Here is a 21,680-nt window from a genome sequence, read left to right on the forward strand (position 1 = left end):
GTTCGGCTACGGGTGCGGGGGCACCGTCGTCAGCAGGGGTTTCGGGGATGTCTCCCCCGTCGGTGTGCCCAGCTCGGTGAGTGCGAGGACCAGCGCGAACGCCAGGGCGAGTCCGGTCGCGGCGGCGATCAGGGCACGCATACGGAACCTCCCGACCGGTGAGCCCGCCGACAAGCGGGAGCTGATACATCGTCAGGTCCGGCACCGTAGCAACGGCCGGGCGAGATGAGAACACGTTGCACACACAACGACGGCGCCCCTCCGGAAGAGGGGCGCCGTGGTGGCGTGTGCGTGGTGGTTACTGCGAGGCGCCGGCACTCGGCGAGGGGGACTCCGTGGGGGTCGCCTCCGTGGGGGCGGCCTCCACCTTCAGTTCGACGGTGAGGGTCGCGCCGCCCTCGGTCTCGATGCGGAGGAGGTAGGTGCCGGGGGCGTCGTCCGCGTACAGCTTCGGCAGGGTGAGCAGGCCGTCCTTGTCGGTCTGCAGGCCCGTCAGGGTGCGGAGCGGCTTGCCGTCGGCGGGGTTCCTGAAGAAGGGGCCCTTGTCGTTCTCGGTGGGGTCCACGGGCGACTTGATGAGGGTCGCCGTGGCCGCGACCTTGCCTGCGACCGCACCCTTGTAGGTGGCCTTCACCGCGACCTGTTCGGCGAACTCGCCGTTCGCGACGCAGGTCAGCTCGGTGGTCGTGGTGCGGGCGAGGGCGTCGGCCCGGCGGGCGGTGACGGTCGCCGTGTAGTCGAGGGCGGCCACGGTGCGGCCCACGACGGTGGCGCGGACGGTGACGGCGCCGGTCTTCTCGCCGGCCACGAGCCCGGGGGCGGTCGCCTTGCCGGTGCTGTCCGTGACGACCGTGGCGACCTTCTCGCCGCCGGTGAAGGTGGTGTCCGTGTCGCCGATGACGGTGAAGCGGACCCTGACCTTCGCGACGGCCTTGCCGGCCTTGGTCTCCGTGCGGGCGGCGATCCGGTCGGTGAAGGTGGCGCCGGCGGTGGCGGTGAGCTTCGCCGGGCCCGCGGCCTCCAGGTGGTGCACCGTGTCGGTGTTGGTGGGCGGCTTCGTCGGCGGGGTGGGTGGGGTCGGCGGCTTGGGCGTGGAGCCGCCGCCGGGCTTGCCGCCACCGGGCTTGTCCTTGTTCGGCGGGGTCGGGCTGGGGCTGGGCTTCGTGCCGCCCGAGCCGCCCTTGTTCCCGGTGTTGCCGTTCCCGGTGGTTCCGCCGCCGTTGCCACTCGGGGTGCGGGGCAGCGAGCCGGTGCCGTCGGGGATCTCGTGGGTGCCCTTGCGGTAGTACTCCAGCCACGACATGACGGTCTTGTAGTAGGCCGTCGAGTTGTTGTAGCTGAGGATCGCGCTGCGCAGGTTCGCGCTGTCGGACAGGTCCCAGTTGAACCGGCACAGGTAGTGACCCGCGGCCAGGGCGGCGTCGTAGACGTTGTTGGGGTCCTTGGCGCCATCGCTGTTGCCGTCGCGGCCCGCCCACTCCCAGGTGGAGGGGATGAACTGCATGGGACCGACCGCCCGGTCGTGCGTGGTGTCGTCGTCGTACGCGCCGTTGTCGGTGTCGCTGATGTTCGCGAAGCCGTTGCCGTTGAGCTGGGGGCCGAGGATCTTGCCTATCGTCGTGCCGCTCGCGTCGACACGGCCGCCGCGCGCCTGGCCGGACTCGACCTTGCCGATGGCGGCGAGCAGTTGCCAGGGCAGGTTGCAGCCGGGCTTGGAGTCGCGCAGGGACGCCTCGGCCTTCTTGTAGGCGTCGAGGACGGTCGCGGGGATGCCCCGCTCGCCGCCGCCGACCGTGGGCGAGTCGTCGCCCGTGCCGGGTGAGGGCTTCGGGCTGTCGAGGGGCGGGAGGTCCGTGTAGTAGCGCCCGTCGCCCGACGCGGTGTCCTCGGAGTAGGTGGTCGCCTCCGGCGAGGGTGACTCGGCGGTCTGTCTCCCGGCGCTGTCGGTGGTCACTCCCGGAGCCTGGGACGCGGCCAGTGCCGCTACCGTGGCCGCGGCCAGGGCGGTGGTGGCCGCCCCCTTGCGGAGCCTCAATCCGAACTGCGCCGCCATTGAGTGAACCCTCCCCGGTGGTCGATCGCCTTGGCGTTCTTCCCTTTTGACACTGTCTCGGGCGACTTCTCCGGATTTTCTCCGGAGCGGCCTTCCCGCTCTGCTACACCGACTACGGAGTTCCGGATTTGGTTGCCCTGTTACGGCGTTTCCTTCTCCGGATTTCCGATGACCCCCGCACGCATCGACGCGGCGGCCCAGGCGACCCTACGGCAACTTCCGTCGCCCGGACACCCGTTCGTGCCCGATTTCCGCCGGTTGCCCCTGCCCGTTCGCTGTCACGCGGGCGCACGCCGGGGGCGGCGGGCGTCGCGCATACTGACGCCGGTGATCGCCGGACCGGCCGACCGCGCCGGAGGTCCACCACGGACACTTCACGCACAATGCCACAAAATCCGCTCCAGGGGGACGAATTGCCTTTCACGCTGAGCCATGCGGCCGCCGTGCTGCCCGCGCTGCGCGGGGACGGGAGCGCGCGGGGGCGACTCGTACCGTCGGTGCTCGTCGCCGGTTCGTTCGCGCCCGATCTGACCTATTACGCGGCGAGTGTGCTGCCGGGGGCGATGGAATTCGGCGACGTCACGCACTCCTTCGCCGGGGTCTTCACCGTCGACGTGCTGTTCACCTGGGCGTTGGTGGGCGTGTGGCTGGTGCTCCGGGAGCCGCTCGTCGCGCTGCTGCCGAGGACGCGGCGGGCGCGGGTGGCCTCGCTGGTGCGGTGCGGGGCCGGCGTGCGGCGGGTGGGTCCGTCGCTGGTGCTGTGGTGGTACGTCTCCGCGGTGCTGGGTGCGCTCACCCATGTCGTCTGGGACGCGTTCACGCATCTCGACCGGTGGGGGATGCGGCTGTTTCCGGTGCTGGGTGAGGAGTTCGCGGGCTCGCCGTTGTACTGGTACCTCCAGTACGGCGGTTCGGCGGTCGCGGCGGTCGTGATCGCCGTGTTCCTGGTGCTGGCGCTGCGCCGTCAGCCGGTGGGCGAGCCCGTGGGTGTGCCGGTGCTCTCCTCGGCCGACCGGTGGGTGGCGGGCGCCGTGATCGGGGGGTGCGCGCTGATCGCGACGGCGCAGCGGGTGGCCCGCTGGTGGGCCTCCTGGGGTTCGATCGCCAAACCGTACGAGGTGATCCCGACGGTGTGCTTCGGGGCCGGGGCCGGGCTGATGGTCGGCGTGGTGCTGTACGGCGTAGGCGTCAGGATCTGGCGCCCGGCTTCCGCTGCGGTGATCGCAGCCGACGCGGAGGCGGACAGCTCGGTCCGCCGCTGAGCACCGGACGGCGGCGCACGGGGGCCCCACGGGGGATACGGGGTCTGGCCGCGCCGGGGGCGTATGGCGGGACGTGGCCCAGCAGGGCCGGGACGGGGTGGGTGAGCCTCCAGGGGATCAGTGTGTGCGCCCAGCGGCGGTGGGGCGCCCATGGGAAGTGGGGCTGCACCCTGGAGAGGCGGGTGAGCGCCCGTGGCAGGCGGCCGGCAGCTGTCGCGGTACGGCGGCGGAGCGTGCGTATGCCCATGCGGGCATCCTCATGCCGCCCCGCCCCGCCGGGCCCCTCGACGGGGTCCAGCCGGGTGACACCGGGGGCGCGCCGCGGGGGCGGATGGGAGAGTGCCGGGGAGCGCCGCTGAGGGGGGTGGCGCTGTGGCAGAGGCGGGCGGCACCGGCAGAGGCCGGCCCCTGAGCGAGCACCGAAGGACCGAGGGGACGACCGGTCCGCTCGGCACCGCCGGACAGCGCCGTCGTGGCGAAGCGCCGCTGCGGCGGAGTAACGAGGGCGGCAGGGAAAACCAGCCCCCTCGGAAGGGGCACGGGAGCGCCGCTGGCCAGCCGGTCCGCTCGGCACCGCCGGACAGCGCCGTCGTGGCGAAGCGCCGCTGCGGCGGAGTAACGAGGGCGGCAGGGAAAACCAGCCCCCTCGGAAGGGGCACGGGAGCGCCGCTGGCCAGCCGGTCCGCTCGGCACCGCCGGACAGCACCATCGTGGCGAAGCGCCGTCGCGGCGGAATGAAGAGGGCGGCAGCAAGCAGCCCTCGAGAGGGGCGTCGAAACGACGGGCGAGGGACAACCAGCCCCTCCCAAGGGGCACGGGAGCGCCGCTGGCCAGCCGGTCCGCCCGGCACCGCCGGACAGCACCATCGTGACAGAGCGCCGTTGCGGCGGAGTTAAGGGGGCGGCAGGGGAACCAGCCCTCGAGAGGGACGCCGGAACGACGGGCGACCGGCTCCCTCGGCAGCACCGTTCCGGCGGTGCCGGCCGGTCCGCACGGCACCGCCAGGCAGCACCGTTCCGGTGGAGCCGGCCGGTCCGCACGGCACCGCCGGACAGCGCCATCGTCGCGAAGCGCCGTCGCGGCGGAGTAAAGAGGGTGGAAGGAAAGAACAGCGCTCTAGAGGTGCACAGGAACGACGGGCGACCGGTTCCCTCGGCAGCGCCGTTGCGGCGGAGCCGGCCGGTCCGCTCGGCACCGCCAGGCAGCGCGCCGTCGCGGCGGAGTAAGGGGACGGTGCGCTGCCCTGGTGGAGCGCCGTCGCGGCCGAGTAAGCGGACAGCGGGGAGGAGCCGCCCCTCCGGAGGGGCCCGGGTGTGGGCGGGCCCATCGTCGGGGGTCAGTGTGCTGCTGATTCCCAGTCCGGGCCTTGGCCCACTGAGACGTCCAGGGGGGCTCGGAGATGGACCGCGTTGGACATTTCGTGGCGGACGAGGTCCTCTACGCGGGCACCCTCGCCGGGGGCGATCTCCAGGACGATTTCGTCGTGGACCTGGAGGAGCATGCGGGACGTGAGGCCGGCGTCCTCCAGGGCGCGGCCCACATTCAGCATGGCGATCTTGACGATGTCCGCGGCCGTGCCCTGGATGGGCGCGTTGAGCGCCATCCGCTCGGCGGCCTCGCGGCGCTGCCGGTTGTCACTGTTGAGGTCGGGCAGATAGCGGCGGCGGCCGAAGAGCGTCGCCGTGTACCCGGTCGCCCGCGCCTCGTCGACCGCCCGGCGCAGATAGTCCCGGACCCCGCCGAAGCGCTCGAAGTACGCGTCCATCAAGGCGCGGGCCTCCCCCGCGTCGATGTTCAGCTGCTGGGAAAGGCCGAATGCCGACAGGCCGTACGCGAGGCCGTACGACATCGCCTTGATCTTGCGCCGCATCTCGGCGTCGACGGCATCGGGCTCGACGCCGAACACCTGCGCCGCGGCCGTGGTGTGGAGGTCCTCGCCGGAGGTGAACGCCTCGATGAGGCCCTCGTCCTCGGAGAGGTGCGCCATCACGCGCAGCTCGATCTGGCTGTAGTCGGCCGTCATCAGCGACTCGAAGCCCTCGCCGACGACGAAGCCGCGGCGGATCGCCCGGCCCTCGTCGGTGCGGACGGGAATGTTCTGCAGGTTCGGGTCGACCGAGGAGAGACGGCCCGTCGCGGCGACCGTCTGGTTGAAGGTGGTGTGGATGCGGCCGTCCGTCGCGATGGTCTTGATCAGGCCCTCGACGGTGACGCGGAGCTTCGCCTGCTCGCGGTGGCGGAGCATGATGACCGGCAGTTCGTTGTCGGTCTGGGTGGCGAGCCAGGCCAGGGCGTCCGCGTCGGTGGTGTACCCCGTCTTGGTGCGCTTGGTCTTGGGCAGGGCCAGCTCGCCGAAGAGGACCTCCTGGAGCTGCTTGGGCGAGCCGAGGTTGAACTCGTGCCCGGCCGCCGCGTGCGCCTCCTTCACCGCCTGCTGCACGGCACCGGCGAACATCTGCTCCATGGCTTCGAGGTGGGCTCGGTCCGCGGCGATGCCGTGCCGCTCCATGCGGGCCAGCAGCGCCGACGTCGGCAGCTCCACGTCCCGCAGCAGCTCGGCGGCGCCGACCTCCTCCAGGCGCTGCCCGAACGCCTCGCCCAGGTCGAGGATGGCGCGGGCCTGCACCATGAGGGCCTCGGCCTCGGCGCCGTCGTCCGCGCCGAAGGCCAGCTGGCCGTCGGCGGTGGCGGCGGGGGCCAGCTCCCGACCGAGGTACTCCAGGGACAGCGCGTCCAGGTCGAAGGAGCGGCGGCCCGGCTTGACCAGGTACGCGGCGAGGGCGGTGTCCATGGTGACGCCCTCGATGATCCAGCCGTGCTCCGCGAAGACCCGCATCGCGCCCTTGGCATTGTGGAACACCTTGGGCGTCGCCCGGTCGGCGAGCCAGGCCGCCCACGTGGTCTCGTCCGTCTCGTCGAGCTGGGTCGGGTCGAACCAGGCGGCCGCTCCCCCGGCGGCGGCGAGCGCGATCTCGGTGACCGAGCCCGTGCCGAGCGCCCAGGTGTCGACGCTGGCGACACCGAGGACCTCCGTGCCGTGCTCGGTGAGCCAGCCGGTCAGCTCGCCGGAGCCGAGGACCGTGCCGTCCACGGCGACGCCCGCGGCGGGCTGCGGCCCGGCGTCCGCCTCCTCCGCCCCCGGGTCGACGGCCAGCAGCCGCTCGCGCAGCGACGGGTTGCGGATCTCCAGGGTGTCCAGGACCATCGCGACGGCCTTGCGGTCGTACGGGGCGCGCTCCAGGTCGGTGACCGTCCTCGGCAGGTCGACCGTGCGCACCATCTCGGTGAGGCGGCGGTTGAGCTTGACGGCCTCCAGATGGTCACGGAGGTTCTGCCCCGCCTTGCCCTTGACCTCCTCGACGCGCTCGACCAGATCCGCGAACGAACCGAACTGGTTGATCCACTTCGCGGCGGTCTTCTCGCCGACGCCGGGGATGCCGGGCAGGTTGTCGGACGGGTCGCCGCGCAGGGCCGCGAAGTCCGGGTACTGGGCGGGCGTCAGGCCGTACTTCTCGAACACCTTCTCCGGGGTGAACCGGGTCAGCTCCGAGACGCCCTTGGTGGGGTAGAGCACGGTGGTGTGTTCGGAGACCAGCTGGAAGGAGTCGCGGTCACCGGTGACGATGAGGACCTCGAAGCCCTCCGCCTCGGCCTGGGTGGCGAGGGTGGCGATGATGTCGTCGGCCTCGAAGCCGTCGACCGCGAAGCGCACGGCGTGCATGGCGTCGAGCAGCTCGCCGATCAGCTCGACCTGCCCCTTGAACTCGTCGGGGGTCTTGGAGCGGTTGGCCTTGTACTCGGTGAACTCCTCGGAGCGCCAGGTCTTGCGGGAGACGTCGAACGCCACCGCGAAGTGGGTGGGCGCCTCGTCGCGCAGCGTGTTCGCCAGCATCGACGCGAAGCCGTAGATCGCGTTCGTCGGCTGGCCCGTCGCGGTCGTGAAGTTCTCCGCGGGGAGCGCGAAGAACGCGCGGTAGGCCAGCGAATGCCCGTCCATGAGCATGAGCCGGGGACGGCTGCCGCCGGTGGTCGTGTCGGTCTTCTTCGATGCTGTCTCTGCCACGCACCCGATCCTGCCACGTGCCACTGACACTCGGACCACGCCCGCCGCCCCGCGCCCTCGCACCGGCCCCCGACCCCACCCCGCCCCCGGGCGTCGAAGCGGACACATCCCCGTACCCGTCCCCGCCCGGTCACGGCGGATCGTCCCCGTGCACCGATCTCGATCGGGGCCGGTGACACGTGCGAGGATCGGGGGCGTACCTCAGGCTCGACAGCACACGTACGCGAATGGGGAGCAGCGATGGCCGGCAAGGCGCCCAAGAGTGATCCGGTTCAGGACGCGCCGCAGGTCGCGCAGCCGAAGCATGCGGCGGCGGGGCTCCCCGCGATCGGGCACACCCTGCGGATAGCGCAGCAGCAGATGGGGGTGAAGCGGACCGCGCTGACACTGCTGCGGGTCAATCAGAAGGACGGCTTCGACTGTCCCGGCTGCGCCTGGCCGGAGCCGGAGCACCGGCACACGGCGGAGTTCTGCGAGAACGGCGCGAAGGCGGTCGCCGAGGAAGCCACGCTGCGCCGGGTCACTCCGGAGTTCTTCGCCGCGCACACCGTGGCGGACCTGGCCACCCGCAGCGGCTACTGGCTGGGCCAGCAGGGCCGGCTCACCCACCCCGTGTACCTGCCCGAGGGGGGCGACCGGTACGAGCCGGTGTCCTGGGAGCGGGCCTTCGACATCGTCGCCGAGGAGCTGCACGCCCTCGGCTCCCCCGACGAGGCCCTCTTCTACACCTCCGGGCGCACCAGTAACGAGGCGGCGTTCCTGTACCAGTTGTTCGCCCGCGAGTTCGGCACGAACAACCTGCCGGACTGCTCCAACATGTGCCACGAGTCGTCGGGCTCCGCGCTGTCCGAGACGATCGGCATCGGCAAGGGCAGCGTCCTGCTGGAGGATCTGTACAAGGCGGATCTGATCGTCGTCGCCGGGCAGAACCCGGGCACGAACCACCCGCGCATGCTGTCCGCCCTGGAGAAGGCCAAGGCCGGCGGCGCGAAGATCATCACGGTCAATCCGCTGCCCGAGGCGGGCCTGGAGCGGTTCAAGAACCCGCAGACCCCGCAGGGCATGCTCAAGGGCGCCGCCCTCACCGATCTGTTCCTGCAGATCCGCATCGGCGGCGACCAGGCCCTGTTCCGTCTCCTCAACAAGCTGGTCCTTCAGACGGAGGGAGCGGTCGACGAGGAGTTCGTGCGCGAGCACACGCACGGCTTCGAGGAGTTCGCCGAGGCGGCCCGCGCCGCCGACTGGGAGGAGACGCTCACCGCGACCGGTCTGACGCGCGAGCAGATCGACGAGGCGCTGCGCATGGTCCTCGCCTCGAAGCGGACGATCGTCTGCTGGGCCATGGGCCTGACCCAGCACAAGCACGCGGTGCCCACCATCCGCGAGGTCGTCAACTTCCTGCTGCTGCGCGGCAACATCGGCCGCCCCGGCGCGGGCGTCTGCCCGGTGCGCGGTCACTCCAACGTGCAGGGCGACCGCACGATGGGCATCTTCGAGCGGCCCGCCCCGGCGTTCCTGGACGCCCTGGAGAAGGAGTTCGGCTTCGCGCCGCCCAGGGAGCACGGCTACGACGTCGTACGGGCCATCAAGGCCATGCGCGACGACAAGGCGAGGGTGTTCTTCGCGATGGGCGGCAACTTCGTGTCGGCGTCCCCCGACACGGAGGTCACGGAGGCGGCGATGCGGCGCGCCCGGCTGACGGTGCACGTGTCGACGAAGCTGAACCGCTCGCACGCGGTCACGGGCGCGCGGGCGCTGATCCTGCCCACCCTGGGCCGCACCGAGCGTGATCTGCAGGGCAGCGGCGAGCAGTTCGTGACCGTCGAGGACTCCATGGGCATGGTCCACGCCTCCCGCGGCCGTCTGGAGCCCGCGAGCCGGCATCTGCTGTCCGAGCCGGCCATCGTGTGCCGCCTCGCCCGCCGGGTCCTCGGCGAGGAGAGCCGCACACCGTGGGAGGAGTTCGAGAAGGACTACGCGACGATCCGTGACCGCATCGCGCGCGTGGTGCCCGGTTTTGAAGACTTCAACGCGCGCGTGGCGGATCCGAACGGCTTCGCGCTGCCGCACGCCCCGCGCGACGAGCGCCGCTTCCCCACCGCCACCGGCAAGGCCAACTTCACCGCCGCGCCGGTGGAGTTCCCCCGGCTGCCCGAGGGCCGTCTGCTGCTGCAGACCCTGCGCTCGCACGACCAGTACAACACCACGATCTACGGCCTCGACGACCGCTACCGGGGCATCACGGGCGGCCGCCGGGTCGTCCTCGTCCACCCTGAGGACGCCGCGGAGCTGAAGGTCGCCGACGGCTCCTACGTGGACCTGGTGAGCGAGTGGAAGGACGGTGTCGAGCGCCGGGCGCCCGGTTTCCGGGTGGTGCACTACCCGACGGCCCGCGGCTGCGCGGCCGCCTACTACCCCGAGACCAACGTCCTGGTGCCGCTGGACGCCACCGCGGACACCAGCAACACCCCGGCCAGCAAGTCCGTCGTGGTCCGTCTGGAACAATCGGCCACCGACTGAGCGTTTGCTCAGGCAGTGAGGCCGGTATACGACCGCCGACGGCACGCGGCGGTCGACGACGAACGGAGCCCCATGGGCGAGCAGCACCACGTCACGTTCCCGCAAGAGGTCATCGACGAGTACGCGGCACTCGGCGTCGACCTGGTCGCGATGTTCTCCGCGGGGCACCTGGGCACCCGCATGGGCGTGCAGATCGTGGAGGCGTCCGCGGACCGCGTCGTCGGCACCATGCCGGTCGAGGGCAACACCCAGCCGTACGGGCTGCTGCACGGCGGCGCGTCCGCCGTGCTCGCGGAGACCCTCGGCTCGGTCGGCTCCATGCTGCACGCGGGCAGCTCCAAGATCGCGGTGGGCGTCGACCTGAACTGCACCCACCACCGCGGCGTGCGGTCCGGGCTGGTCACCGGGGTGGCCACACCGGTGCACCGGGGGCGCTCGACCGCCACGTACGAGATCGTCATCAGCGACGAGGCGGGCAAGCGGGTGTGCACGGCCCGGCTGACCTGTCTGCTGCGCGACGTCCTGCCGGCCGACGCCCAGCGGGTCACGGGCGGCTGACCCGTCGGCGAGCCCGCGGGCGCCCGGCGCTGGCGGACGACGGCGGGAGAGGTCTAGCTTTCGGGGCATGGGATCGGGAGGAGCCTCCGGGTGGGGGGCCGCCCTGGGACCGGCGCTGCTGATCGGCGTCCTGGTCACCGGGTGCGGAGCGTCGGAAGCGAACAACGGACCGGCGGCCGGCGGCTCGGCGTCGCCGTCAGCGGCGGCCACACCGCCCGAGCGCTTGTGCGCGCGAATCGTCTCCCACTGGTCGCGGGAGGCCCTGGACGGCGAGGGCTACGGCGACTACCAGTCCATGGGGATGTCGAACGGCCAGTACGACATCCTGCGCGAGGTCGTCGACGCCGCCCGCGCCGAGCAGGAGCGCGCCGGCCGGAAGGCGGCCGAGCGGCTCGTCGACGAGGAGGCGCGCACACGCTGCGCGAAGCTGTACCGGGACGGCAACCCGACCGGGGGGCCGTGGAGTTGAGTGGCGTCGGACCCGTCGAAGCGGGCGAGGGGACCCACGCCGAGGACGCCCCGTCACCGCGCGGACGCCTCGCCCCGCTGTACACCCGTCACCGCCGCGCCGCGCTCGCCGCCGGCGCGGCCGCCCTCGTCCTCACGGGCGGCCTCCTCTACGTGACCCGCCCCCGGCCGGAGCCCCCGGCCCCTCCCCCGTACCCGTCCCAGGCCGTGGGGTTCACCTACCTCGGGCCCGAGCCCCGGCCCGCCGACCTTCCGGCGGGGAGTTTCCGCTTCGGCATCGCGGTCACCACGCGCGACGGACCCCCGGTCACCGTGACCCGGATCTCCCAGCCGTCCGCCGGACTCACCCTGACCTCCACGCCGCGACCGCCCTTCCGGGGCCCGGCCGACGGCGCCCTCACCGTCGTCATCACCATGCGGGTGACGGATTGCGGGAAAGTCCCGAGGAACGCCGGACTGCCTTTCCTGGACGTAACTCTGCGTAATAGGCGCGCAATAGAGGACCACAGTTTCATCCTCGGCGAAGGCTATGCCCGCGACCTCTCCGAAGCGATTGAGGTCGCCTGCAGCAACGACTTGGCGTCACTACCAAAACTTAAGAACACTCCTGAAAACGCCGACGCACTTCCTGCGGCTTCTCACAATGTGGACAGGGCGAATCGGCCTTAATTCCTCGCATCCACCCACGGAGTACCGCTCTGCATTACGTCGTGTCATAACAAGAGCGTCACAGCCTCCCTCAGACCCTCCTCCACGTTCCCATCACACGCTTAGAGTCACGCCCAGTCACCGCGCCATCGGATTCGAAGTCATTTTCGTCCCAGCGCTCGACTCGGCCCGCTCAACCAGGAGCGGGCCGTGCCACGGAAAGGACTGATCGTGCGTCAACGCTCGCTCATCGCCATCACCGCCGCGCTGGCGGCGGGAGCTCTCACCCTCACCGCCTGCGGCTCGCGCGACGACAGCGCCGGCTCGGACTCCGAAGGAAGCGGCGGCGGCACCACCGTCGTCATCGGTGTCGACGCACCGCTGACCGGCGACCTGTCGGCCCTCGGTCTCGGCATCAAGAACTCCGTAGACCTGGCCGCCAAGACGGCCAACAAGGAGAAGACCGTCGAAGGCGTCACCTTCAAGGTCGAGGCCCTCGACGACCAGGCGCAGCCCTCCTCGGGCCAGCAGAACGCCACCAAGCTCGTCGCCGACAAGGACGTCCTCGGCGTCGTCGGCCCGCTGAACTCCTCGGTCGCCGAGTCCATGCAGAAGGTCTTCGACGACGCCAAGCTCGTCGAGGTCTCCCCGGCCAACACCAACCCGGCCCTGACCCAGGGCACGGACTGGCAGAAGACCAAGACCCGCCCGTACAAGTCGTACTTCCGCACCGCGACCACGGACGCCATCCAGGGCCCGTTCGCAGCGCAGTACGTCTTCAACGACGCCAAGAAGAAGAAGGTCTTCGTCATCGACGACAAGAAGACCTACGGCGCCGGTCTGGCCGCCACCTTCACCGAGGAGTTCAAGAAGCTCGGCGGCAAGGTCGCCGGCACCGAGCACATCAACCCCGACACCAAGGACTTCTCCGCGGTCGCCACCAAGGTGAAGAACTCGGGCGCGGACGTCGTCTACTACGGCGGCGAATACCCGCAGGCCGGCCCGCTCAGCAAGCAGATCAAGGCCGCCGGCGCCAAGATCCCCGTGGTCGGCGGCGACGGCATCTACAGCGCCGACTTCATCAAGCTGGCCGGCGCCAGCGGCAAGGGCGACCTGGCCACCTCGGTCGGCGCCCCGGTCGAGGAGCTCCCCTCCGCCAAGGAGTTCGTGGCGAACTACAAGGCCGCGGGCTACAAGGAGGCCTTCGAGGCCTACGGCGGCTACTCCTACGACTCGGCCTGGGCGATCATCGAGGCCGTGAAGAAGGTCGTCGAGGACAACAACGGCAAGCTCCCGAGCGACGCTCGCGCCAAGGTCACGGCCGCGATGCAGAACGTCTCGTTCGACGGGGTGACCGGCAAGGTCTCCTTCGACGAGTACGGTGACGCCACCAACAAGCAGCTCACCGTCTACGCCGTCGAGAACGGTGCCTGGAAGGCCGTCAAGTCCGGTACCTACTCCGGCTGATCCTCCACAACCGCACCATTCCTGAGCCGCGCGGGGCGCTGTTCCACTGGCGCCCCGCGCGGACTCGCATCCGGCCCCCCGTCGAAACATCCGAAACCCTCTCGGAGGACATGCGGTGAACGAACTGCCGCAGCAGCTGGTCAACGGCCTGCTACTGGGATCCATGTACGGGCTGGTCGCCATTGGCTACACAATGGTCTATGGCATCGTCCAGCTCATCAACTTCGCCCACGGCGAGATCTTCATGACCGGAGCGTTCGGCGCTCTGACCATCTACGTGTACGTCCTGCCCGACGGCACGTCCATGTGGATCGCCCTGCCGCTGATGCTCATCGGCGCCGCCCTGGTCTCCACCACCATCGCCGTGGGAGCGGAACGATTCGCCTACCGCCCCCTCCGCAGCGCCCCACGCCTCGCCCCCCTCATCACCGCCATCGGCCTCTCCCTCGCCCTGCAGCAGGCGGTGTGGGCCTGGTACCCCGAGGCCAAGTCCGCCCGGACCTTCCCCGAGATCCCCGGCGGCCCCTTCGAGATCGGCAGCGTCACCATCCAGACCGGTGACGTCTTCCTCCTGATCGCGGCCCCCATCAGCATGGCCGTCCTCGCCTACTTCGTCATGAAGACCCGCACCGGCCGCGGCATGCAGGCCACCGCGCAGGACCCGGACACCGCCAAGCTCATGGGCATCAACACCGACCGCATCATCGTGGTCGCCTTCGCCCTCGGCGCGATCTTCGCCGCGGTCGGCGGTGTCGCCTACGGCCTGAAGTACGGCCAGATCGACTTCCGCATGGGCTTCATCCTCGGCCTGAAGGCCTTCACCGCAGCCGTCCTCGGCGGCATCGGCAACATCTACGGAGCCATGATCGGCGGCGTGGTCCTCGGCATCGCCGAAACCCTGGCCACCGCCTACATCGCCGACATCCCCGGCATGGACCAGTTCGGCAGCCAGTCCTGGGCCGACGTCTGGGCCTTCGTACTCCTCATCCTCGTACTGCTGTTCAGACCACAAGGTCTGCTCGGCGAGCGCGTCGCGGACAGGGCGTGACACCGATGACCACACAGACCACAGCACCCGAAACCCCCACCCCCGCCTCCGGCAAGCCCGCCGGCCTGATCGGCCTCCCCGAGAAGACCGGCCTCGCGCTCGCCCTCGGCGGCAGCGTCCTCACCATCGTCTCCACGTTCCTCGCCTGGACCTGGACCTCCGCCTTCCCCGGCGACCTCACCGTCTACGGCTACCCGGGCGGCCTGCAGGTCCTCGTCCTCATCGGCGGCGCCCTGGCCACGCTCTTCTGCCTGGCCCGCTACGGCGTGCAGGGCCTCGGCTGGCTGGTGCCCGCCGGCGCCGACGCGGCCATCAAGTTCGCCACCCTCGCCACCTTCGCCACCAGCTGGTACACGGTCCTCGCCATCAGCGTCGACCTCGGCGGCCTCGTCAACCTCGAACCCGGCGGCTACCTCGTCGCCCTCGCCAGCCTCGCCGCCCTCCTCGGCGCCCTGGCACTGCCCTTCGAGCGCCCCGAGCCCGACCCGTTCGACCCCGACGACACCGGCTGGGAGCTGTTCAAGCACCGCGCGGGCAGCAAGTGGGCCACCTTCAAGGCGGCCTTCGCCACCGGCACCCCCCGCCGCCTCGGCACGCTCCCCTCGTACGTCGAGATCCTGATCATCGTCGCCGTCCTCGCACTCGGCCTGACCGTCTTCACCTACGGCATCGGCACCGAGTACGACGAGCTGTTCATCGGCTTCCTGATCACCGCCGGCTTCGGCTTCGGCGCCCTCAACAAGGCCGGCCTCATCGCCCAGGCCTCCCAGATCACCGCCAAGCACCAGAACATCACCATCTGCGGCGCCTTCGTCGCGGCGGCACTGTTCCCCTTCACCCAGACCGACGACCAGTACGCGACCATCGGCGTCTACATCCTGATCTTCGCCACCGTCGCCCTCGGCCTGAACATCGTCGTCGGCCTCGCCGGCCTCCTCGACCTCGGATACGTCGCCTTCCTCGGCGTCGGCGCCTACGCCGCCGCCCTGGTCTCCGGCTCCCCCAGCTCGCCCTTCGACGTGCACTTCCCGTTCTGGGCCGCCGTCCTCGTCGGAGCCCTCGCCTCGCTCGTCTTCGGCGTCCTCATCGGCGCCCCGACCCTGCGACTGCGCGGCGACTACCTGGCCATCGTGACCCTCGGCTTCGGTGAGATCTTCCGGATCACCGCCAACAACCTCGACGGCACCTCCGGACCCGACCTCACCAACGGCTCCAACGGCATCTCCTCGATCCCGAACCTCAACATCCTCGGGTTCGACTTCGGCCTCCAGCACACCATCGGCGGCTTCACCATCGGCCGCTTCGCCAACTACTTCTTCCTGATGCTGCTCATCACCGCCGTCGTCGTGCTGGTCTTCCGGCGCAGCGGTGACTCCCGCATCGGCCGCGCCTGGGTCGCCATCCGCGAGGACGAGACCGCCGCGCTCGCCATGGGCATCAACGGCTTCCGCGTCAAGCTCATCGCCTTCGCCGTCGGCGCCTCCCTGGCCGGCCTCGCCGGAACCGTCCAGGCCCACGTCACCTACACCGTGACACCCGAGCAGTACCTCTTCGCCGGTGTGATCCCGCCCAACTCCGCCTTCCTGCTCGCCGCGGTCGTCCTCGGCGGCATGGGCACCATCAGCGGACCCCTCATCGGCGCGGCCCTGCTCTTCCTGATCCCCAACAAGCTCCAGTTCCTCGGCGACTACCAGCTCCTCGCCTTCGGCCTCGCACTCATCCTGCTGATGCGCTTCCGCCCGGAGGGAATGATCCCCAACCGGCGCCGCCAGCTCGAGTTCCACGAAGACGCGGAACCGCCCACAGTGCTCACCAAGACGGGGGCCTGACACCACCATGACGACTGACACCATCACCCCGAGCACCACGGGCCAGACGGTCCTCGACGCCCGCGGCGTCACCATGCGCTTCGGCGGCCTCACCGCCGTCCGCAACGTCGACTTCACCGTGAACGCAGGCGAAATCGTCGGCCTCATCGGCCCCAACGGCGCCGGCAAGACGACCTTCTTCAACTGCCTCACCGGCCTGTACATCCCCACCGAGGGCGAAGTCCGCTACAAGGGCAACGTCCTGCCGCCCAAGTCCTTCAAGGTCACCGCGGCCGGCATCGCCCGCACCTTCCAGAACATCCGCCTGTTCGCGAACATGACGGTCCTGGAGAACGTGCTCGTCGGCCGCCACACCCGGACCAAGGAAGGCTTCTGGTCGGCCGTACTGCGGCTGCCCAGCTTCCACAAGGCCGAGGCCAAGTCCCGCGAACGCGCCATGGAACTCCTGGAGTTCGTGGGCCTGGAGAACAAGGCCGACCACCTCGCCCGCAACCTCCCCTACGGCGAACAGCGCAAGCTGGAGATCGCCCGGGCACTCGCCAGCGAACCCGGCCTCCTCCTCCTGGACGAGCCCACCGCCGGCATGAACCCGCAGGAGACACGAGCCACCGAGGAACTCGTCTTCGCCATCCGCGACAAGGGCATAGCCGTCCTCGTCATCGAGCACGACATGCGGTTCATCTTCAACCTCTGCGACCGCGTCGCCGTCCTCGTCCAGGGCGAGAAGCTCGTCGAGGGCGACAGCGCCACCGTCCAGGGAGACGAACGCGTCGTCGCCGCCTACCTCGGCGAACCCTTCGAAGACGCTCCCGGCAAGGACGAGGTCGCGGAAGTCGAAGCCGCCGAAGCACACGCCGAGGCCGCCACCGACGCCGCGCCCGGCAAGGAGAACGACCGATGACCGCACTGCTCGAAGTCGAGGACCTCCGGGTCGCCTACGGCAAGATCGAAGCCGTCAAGGGCGTCTCCTTCAAGGTCAACGCAGGCGAAGTCGTCACCCTCGTCGGCACCAACGGCGCCGGCAAGACCACGACGCTCCGCACCCTGTCCGGCCTCCTCAAGCCCGTCGGCGGCCAGATCAAGTTCAACGGCAAGTCGCTGAAGAAGGTCCCCGCACACGACATCGTCTCGCTGGGACTCGCCCACTCCCCCGAGGGGCGGCACATCTTCCCGCGCATGAGCATCGAGGACAACCTCCGCCTCGGCGCCTTCCTGCGCAGCGACAAGCCCGGCATCGAGAAGGACATCCAGCGCGCCTACGACCTCTTCCCCATCCTGGGCGAACGTCGCAAGCAGGCCGCCGGCACCCTCTCCGGCGGCGAGCAGCAGATGCTGGCCATGGGCCGCGCGCTCATGTCCCAGCCGAAGCTGCTCATGCTCGACGAGCCCTCCATGGGCCTCTCGCCGATCATGATGCAGAAGATCATGGCGACCATCGCCGAGCTGAAGTCCCAGGGCACCACGATCCTGCTCGTCGAGCAGAACGCCCAGGCGGCGCTCTCCCTCGCCGACCAGGGCCACGTCATGGAGATCGGCAAGATCGTCCTCTCCGGCACGGGCTCCGACCTGCTGCACGACGAATCCGTCCGCAAGGCGTACCTCGGCGAGGACTAGCGGACCAGCCACCGGACCGACACGCGAGGAGGCCCGCACCCCCCTTCCCAGGGGGTGCGGGCCTCCTCGCACGTACGACGCGGCCTACGCGGCCGACCGGGCCGCCCTCAGCCCTTCGCGGCCTTCTTCTCGTCGGCGTCCTGAATGACCGCCTCCGCGACCTGCTGCATCGACATCCTGCGATCCATCGACGTCTTCTGGATCCACCGGAACGCCGCCGGCTCCGTCAGCCCGTACTCCGTCTGCAGGATCGACTTCGCCCGGTCGACCAGCTTGCGGGTCTCCAGCCGGAGCGTGAGGTCGGCGACCTCCTTCTCCAGCTCCTTCAGCTCCGTGAACCGCGAGACGGCCATCTCGATCGCCGGCACGACGTCACTCTTGCTGAACGGCTTCACCAGGTACGCCATCGCGCCCGCGTCCCGCGCCCGCTCCACCAGGTCGCGCTGCGAGAACGCGGTCAGCATCAGCACCGGGGCGATACGCTCCTCGGCGATCTTCTCGGCGGCGGAGATACCGTCCATCTTCGGCATCTTCACGTCAAGGATCACCAGGTCCGGCTGGTGCTCCCGGGCCAGCTCGATGGCCTGCTCGCCGTCACCGGCCTCGCCCACGACGGAGTAGCCCTCCTCTTCGAGCATCTCCTTGAGGTCGAGGCGGATCAGTGCCTCGTCCTCGGCGATGACGACACGGGTCGTGAGCGGAGGCACGTGCGACTTGTCGTCGTCGGGCACGTCGAGGGGCTGGGGCGACTCGGGGGCGGTCACGTGGGCTCCTTGTTCAGGGCAGGGGTACTGCTGACAAGAGGGTACCTAGCTGCGGTAAGGTGGGGGCACGGCGGGTGGCCGCTGACCTTCGTTTTAGAGGAAGCCCCGGTAGTCCAGCGGAAGAGACACGGTGCTCAAACCACCGACAGCGTGGGTTCGAATCCCACCCGGGGCACTTTTCCTTCGTTTCCAAGGTCACCACCAGATGCGGATGTACACGTTCTCGTGAACATCCGCTTTTTGCTGCACCCAGAAGCGAGCAGTCGCCCAGAGTGACCGCATGTACGACACCAGCACACGTCGGCGAGCCCTGGCACTTGTCGCGCAGGGGCGCAGCCTGAACTCCGTGAGCCGCGAAACCGGCGTCTCCCGGGCCGCGATCCGCTCATGGCAGGAGAGGGTCGAACCACTCCCCCGCATGACGACGCCGGATCCCGGGCCACCAGCAGACGACCCCGCGTACTCCTACCTGCTCGGCCTCTACCTCGGTGACGGCTGCCTCAGCGCCCACCCACGGGGCGGCCATTACCTCCGCATCGCTTGCGCCGACGCGTGGCCAGGGCTGGTCCGACTGTGCCGGGAGGCCATCGCGCAGGTACGACCTGGCGTCGGCGTGTACGCACAGCAGAAGCAGGGCTGCGTGATGGTCACCAGCTACTACCCGCACTGGCCTGCCCTGTTCCCCCAACACGGCCCCGGCAAGAAGCACGAGCGTCGCATCGTGCTGGAACCCTGGCAGCAGGCCATCGTCGAAGCTCACCCCTGGGAGTTCGTGCGGGGGCTCATCCACTCCGACGGGTGCCGTGTCACCAACTGGACCACCCGCCTCGTCGGCGGTGAGCGCAAGCGGTACGAGTATCCGCGGTACTTCTTCACCAACAAGTCGGACGACATCCGGCGGCTCTATACCGACACCCTCGACAGGCTGGGCCTGGAGTGGACGCACTGCACCCGTCACGGCGCCCCCTACAACATCTCCGTCGCCCGTAAGGCCTCCGTCGCGCTGATGGATGCCCATGTCGGGGCCAAGCACTGACATCTGCGAGCCGCTACGCCTTCGGCGCGTCGTCCTCGGCGATGTGGTGGATGTGGACCAGGTTCGTGGTGCCCGCGACGCCCGGTGGGGAGCCGGCGGTGATGACGACCGTGTCGCCCTTGCGGCAGCGGGCGTACTCCAGCAGCAGTTCGTCGACCTGGCCGATCATCGCGTCCGTGGAGTCGACGCGCGGTCCGAGGAACGTCTCGACGCCCCAGGTGAGGCTCAGCTGGGAGCGCGTCGCCGGGTCGGGGGTGAAGGCGAGGAGGGGGATCGGGGAGCGGTAGCGGGACAGGCGGCGGGCGGTGTCGCCGGACTGGCTGAACGCCACGAGGAACCGGGCACCGAGGAAGTCGCCGATCTCGGCGGCGGCGCGGGCCACGGCGCCTCCCTGGGTGCGGGGTTTGTTGTGCTCGGTGAGGGGTGGGAGGCCGTCGGCGAGCAGGTTCTCCTCGGCGGCGGCGACGATGCGGCTCATCGTGCGGACCGTCTCGACGGGGTGTTTGCCGACGCTGGTCTCGCCGGACAGCATCACCGCGTCGGTGCCGTCGAGGACCGCGTTGGCGACGTCGCTGGCCTCGGCGCGTGTGGGCCGGGGGTGGTGGATCATCGAGTCGAGCATCTGTGTGGCGACGATGACCGGTTTGGCGTTGCGTCGGGCGAGGGCGATGGCGCGCTTCTGGACCAGGGGGACCTGTTCGAGGGGCATTTCGACGCCGAGGTCGCCGCGCGCGACCATGACGCCGTCGAAGGCGGCGACGATGTCGTCGAGGGCGTCGACCGCCTGGGGTTTCTCGACCTTGGCGATGACGGGGAGTCGGCGGCCCTCCTCGTCCATGATGCGGTGGACGGCGTCGATGTCCCGTCCCGTTCGCACGAAGGACAGGGCGACGATGTCGAAGCCGGTGCGCAGGGCCCAGCGGAGGTCGTTCTCGTCCTTGGTGGAGAGGGCGGGGACGGAGACGGCGACGCCGGGGAGGTTGAGGCCCTTGTGGTCGGAGACGATGCCGCCTTCGACGACCTCGGTGTGGACGCGGGGTCCGTCGACGGCGGTGACGTGGAGGGTCACCTTGCCGTCGTCGACGAGGATGCGTTCCCCGGTCGTGACGTCGGTGGCGAGGCCGTCGTAGGTCGTGCCGCAGATCTCGTGGGTGCCTTCGACGCCGGGTTCGACGGTGAGGGTGAAGGTGTCGCCGCGTTCGAGGAGTACGGGGCCTTCGGTGAAGCGGCCGAGGCGGATCTTCGGGCCTTGAAGGTCGGCGAGGAGGCCGACGCTGCGGCCGGTTTCGTCGGAGGCCTTGCGGACGTGTCGGTAGCGCTCCTCGTGTTCGGCGTGGTCGCCGTGGCTGAGGTTGAAGCGGGCGACGTCCATTCCGGCTTCGACCAGTGCCTTGATCTGGTCGTACGAGTCGGTGGCCGGCCCGAGGGTGCAGACGATCTTTGCTCGGCGCATGGTTCGAGCCTAGGGCTTACCCGCTGGTAGGGACTTGGAGGCACGTGACTACTCAACGGCCTTTGGGTGAAGGGTATTTGACAAGCAGTCATCAGATGTCGTCAGTAGTTGTCGAGGCGTCGTCAAGGTGGCGTCAAGCAGTGAAGCCGGGCGCCGGGCGTGGCGGGGGCGCTCACAGGGTGGGTGGGTGCAGGGTGAAGCGGGCGTTGACCTGGGCGTGGATGTGCTGGCGTTCGGGTTCGAGGTCGAGGGGGGCCGGTGCGGCGTCCTCGGCGGCGTAGGCCATGGTGCGGGCGTAGGCGGCGGGGCGGAAGGGTTCGGGGGTCTCGGTGCCGAGGTCGGCGAGTTCGACGAGGGCGGCGAGGGTGGTGCCGAGCGCGTCGGCGTATTCGCGGGCGCGCTGGACGGCTTCGCGTACGGCTTTCTGGCGGGCTTCACGGTGGGCGGGTGAGTCGGGGCGGAGGGACCAGGTGGGGCCGTCGACATGGGTGAGGTCGAGGTCGGCGATTCGGGTGGCGAGTTCGCCGAGGGCGGTGAAGTCGGTGAGTTCGGCGGTGATGTGGACGCGGCCGTGGTAGGCGTGGACGCGTTCGCCGCGGCCTTTCTCCTTGAGTTGGGGGGTGAGGGAGAAGGTGCCGGTTTCGAGGCGTTCGACGGCGTCGCCGTAGCTTTTGACGAGGTCGAGGGCGGTGTTGTTGCGGCGGGTGAGGTCGTCGAGGGCGGTGCGGCGGTCCTTGCCTCGGGCGGTGACGGTGATTCCGATGCGGGCGATCTCGGGGTCGACCTCCAGGTGGGCGTCGCCGCGGACGGCGATGCGGGGGGCGTCGGGGGTGCCGTAGGGGAGGGCGGTGGGGTGGGGCTGTGCGGGGGTGTCGGTCATACGTCCCACTCTGTCAC

At 70.1% G+C, this 21,680-nt stretch carries 16 protein-coding genes and 1 tRNA gene; 11 read left to right on the top strand and 6 right to left on the bottom strand.

The annotated features are described in order from the left end of the window. Positions 1-6 precede the first annotated feature (6 nt). Both M8J73_RS14420 and M8J73_RS14425 read right to left on the bottom strand, forming a co-directional pair. Entirely contained in the window at positions 7-141 is a 135-nt protein-coding gene (locus tag M8J73_RS14420) for an SPW_0924 family protein (protein ID WP_107099360.1), read from the bottom strand. A gap of 157 nt (positions 142-298) precedes the next feature. After that, positions 299-2,053 (bottom strand): lytic transglycosylase domain-containing protein, encoded by a 1,755-nt coding sequence (locus tag M8J73_RS14425; protein ID WP_249828683.1) that lies wholly within the window; start codon positions 2,051-2,053, stop codon positions 299-301. Between the two features lie 413 nt (positions 2,054-2,466). Here M8J73_RS14425 and M8J73_RS14430 point away from each other — a divergent pair, with 413 nt between their 5' ends. Then, positions 2,467-3,315, top strand: a complete 849-nt coding sequence (locus tag M8J73_RS14430; RefSeq protein ID WP_055541194.1) for a DUF4184 family protein — start codon at positions 2,467-2,469, stop codon at positions 3,313-3,315. 1,336 nt (positions 3,316-4,651) lie between these two features. Here M8J73_RS14430 and polA read toward each other — a convergent pair. Then, positions 4,652-7,378, bottom strand: a complete 2,727-nt coding sequence (gene polA / locus M8J73_RS14435; RefSeq protein WP_249828684.1) for a DNA polymerase I — start codon at positions 7,376-7,378, stop codon at positions 4,652-4,654. A 240-nt stretch (positions 7,379-7,618) separates the two neighbouring features. Between polA and M8J73_RS14440 the strand changes: the two genes are divergently transcribed. From M8J73_RS14440 to M8J73_RS14480, 8 genes are all read left to right on the top strand, one after another. After that, positions 7,619-9,898 (top strand): FdhF/YdeP family oxidoreductase, encoded by a 2,280-nt coding sequence (locus M8J73_RS14440; RefSeq protein WP_055538378.1) that lies wholly within the window; start codon positions 7,619-7,621, stop codon positions 9,896-9,898. Between the two features lie 72 nt (positions 9,899-9,970). Continuing rightward, a complete protein-coding gene (locus M8J73_RS14445) occupies positions 9,971-10,456 on the top strand; it encodes a hotdog fold thioesterase (RefSeq protein ID WP_055538377.1) in 486 nt (161 codons plus the stop codon). A gap of 67 nt (positions 10,457-10,523) precedes the next feature. Further along, positions 10,524-10,925: a hypothetical protein gene (locus M8J73_RS14450; protein ID WP_055538376.1), complete on the top strand. Its 402-nt coding sequence runs from the start codon at positions 10,524-10,526 to the stop codon at positions 10,923-10,925. Between the two features lie 878 nt (positions 10,926-11,803). Further along, the gene (locus M8J73_RS14460) at positions 11,804-13,039 is read left to right on the top strand and encodes a branched-chain amino acid ABC transporter substrate-binding protein (protein ID WP_055538715.1); all 1,236 of its coding nucleotides are present in this window, start codon (positions 11,804-11,806) and stop codon (positions 13,037-13,039) included. A 115-nt stretch (positions 13,040-13,154) separates the two neighbouring features. Further along, on the top strand, positions 13,155-14,087 hold the full coding sequence (locus M8J73_RS14465; RefSeq protein ID WP_249828685.1) for a branched-chain amino acid ABC transporter permease: 933 nt from the start codon (positions 13,155-13,157) through the stop codon (positions 14,085-14,087). Between the two features lie 5 nt (positions 14,088-14,092). Continuing rightward, positions 14,093-15,916: a branched-chain amino acid ABC transporter permease gene (locus M8J73_RS14470; RefSeq protein ID WP_055539397.1), complete on the top strand. Its 1,824-nt coding sequence runs from the start codon at positions 14,093-14,095 to the stop codon at positions 15,914-15,916. Positions 15,917-15,923: 7 nt separating this feature from the next. Then, positions 15,924-16,817, top strand: a complete 894-nt coding sequence (locus tag M8J73_RS14475; protein ID WP_055539396.1) for an ABC transporter ATP-binding protein — start codon at positions 15,924-15,926, stop codon at positions 16,815-16,817. Next, positions 16,814-17,530, top strand: coding sequence for an ABC transporter ATP-binding protein (locus M8J73_RS14480; RefSeq protein ID WP_055539395.1), 717 nt, complete (start codon positions 16,814-16,816; stop codon positions 17,528-17,530). The genes M8J73_RS14475 and M8J73_RS14480 overlap by 4 nt, the downstream gene beginning before the upstream one ends. A 107-nt stretch (positions 17,531-17,637) precedes the next feature. On the opposite strand, the gene M8J73_RS14485 is transcribed toward M8J73_RS14480, so the two are convergent. Next, positions 17,638-18,294: an ANTAR domain-containing response regulator gene (locus tag M8J73_RS14485; protein ID WP_033528041.1), complete on the bottom strand. Its 657-nt coding sequence runs from the start codon at positions 18,292-18,294 to the stop codon at positions 17,638-17,640. Positions 18,295-18,396: 102 nt separating this feature from the next. Here M8J73_RS14485 and M8J73_RS14490 point away from each other — a divergent pair. Continuing rightward, positions 18,397-18,469, top strand: a tRNA-Leu gene (locus M8J73_RS14490). A 105-nt stretch (positions 18,470-18,574) separates the two neighbouring features. Beyond that, entirely contained in the window at positions 18,575-19,330 is a 756-nt protein-coding gene (locus M8J73_RS14495) for a helix-turn-helix domain-containing protein (RefSeq protein ID WP_055539394.1), read from the top strand. 13 nt (positions 19,331-19,343) lie between these two features. On the opposite strand, the gene pyk is transcribed toward M8J73_RS14495, so the two are convergent. Both pyk and M8J73_RS14505 read right to left on the bottom strand, forming a co-directional pair. Beyond that, a complete protein-coding gene (pyk, locus tag M8J73_RS14500; protein ID WP_055539393.1) occupies positions 19,344-20,783 on the bottom strand; it encodes a pyruvate kinase in 1,440 nt (479 codons plus the stop codon). Between the two features lie 172 nt (positions 20,784-20,955). Further along, complete coding sequence (locus M8J73_RS14505) at positions 20,956-21,663, bottom strand: SIMPL domain-containing protein (protein ID WP_249828686.1); 708 nt, start codon at positions 21,661-21,663, stop codon at positions 20,956-20,958. Positions 21,664-21,680 lie beyond the last annotated feature (17 nt).

The sequence above is a fragment of the Streptomyces neyagawaensis genome, assembly GCF_023516595.1.
Lineage (GTDB): Bacteria > Actinomycetota > Actinomycetes > Streptomycetales > Streptomycetaceae > Streptomyces > Streptomyces neyagawaensis.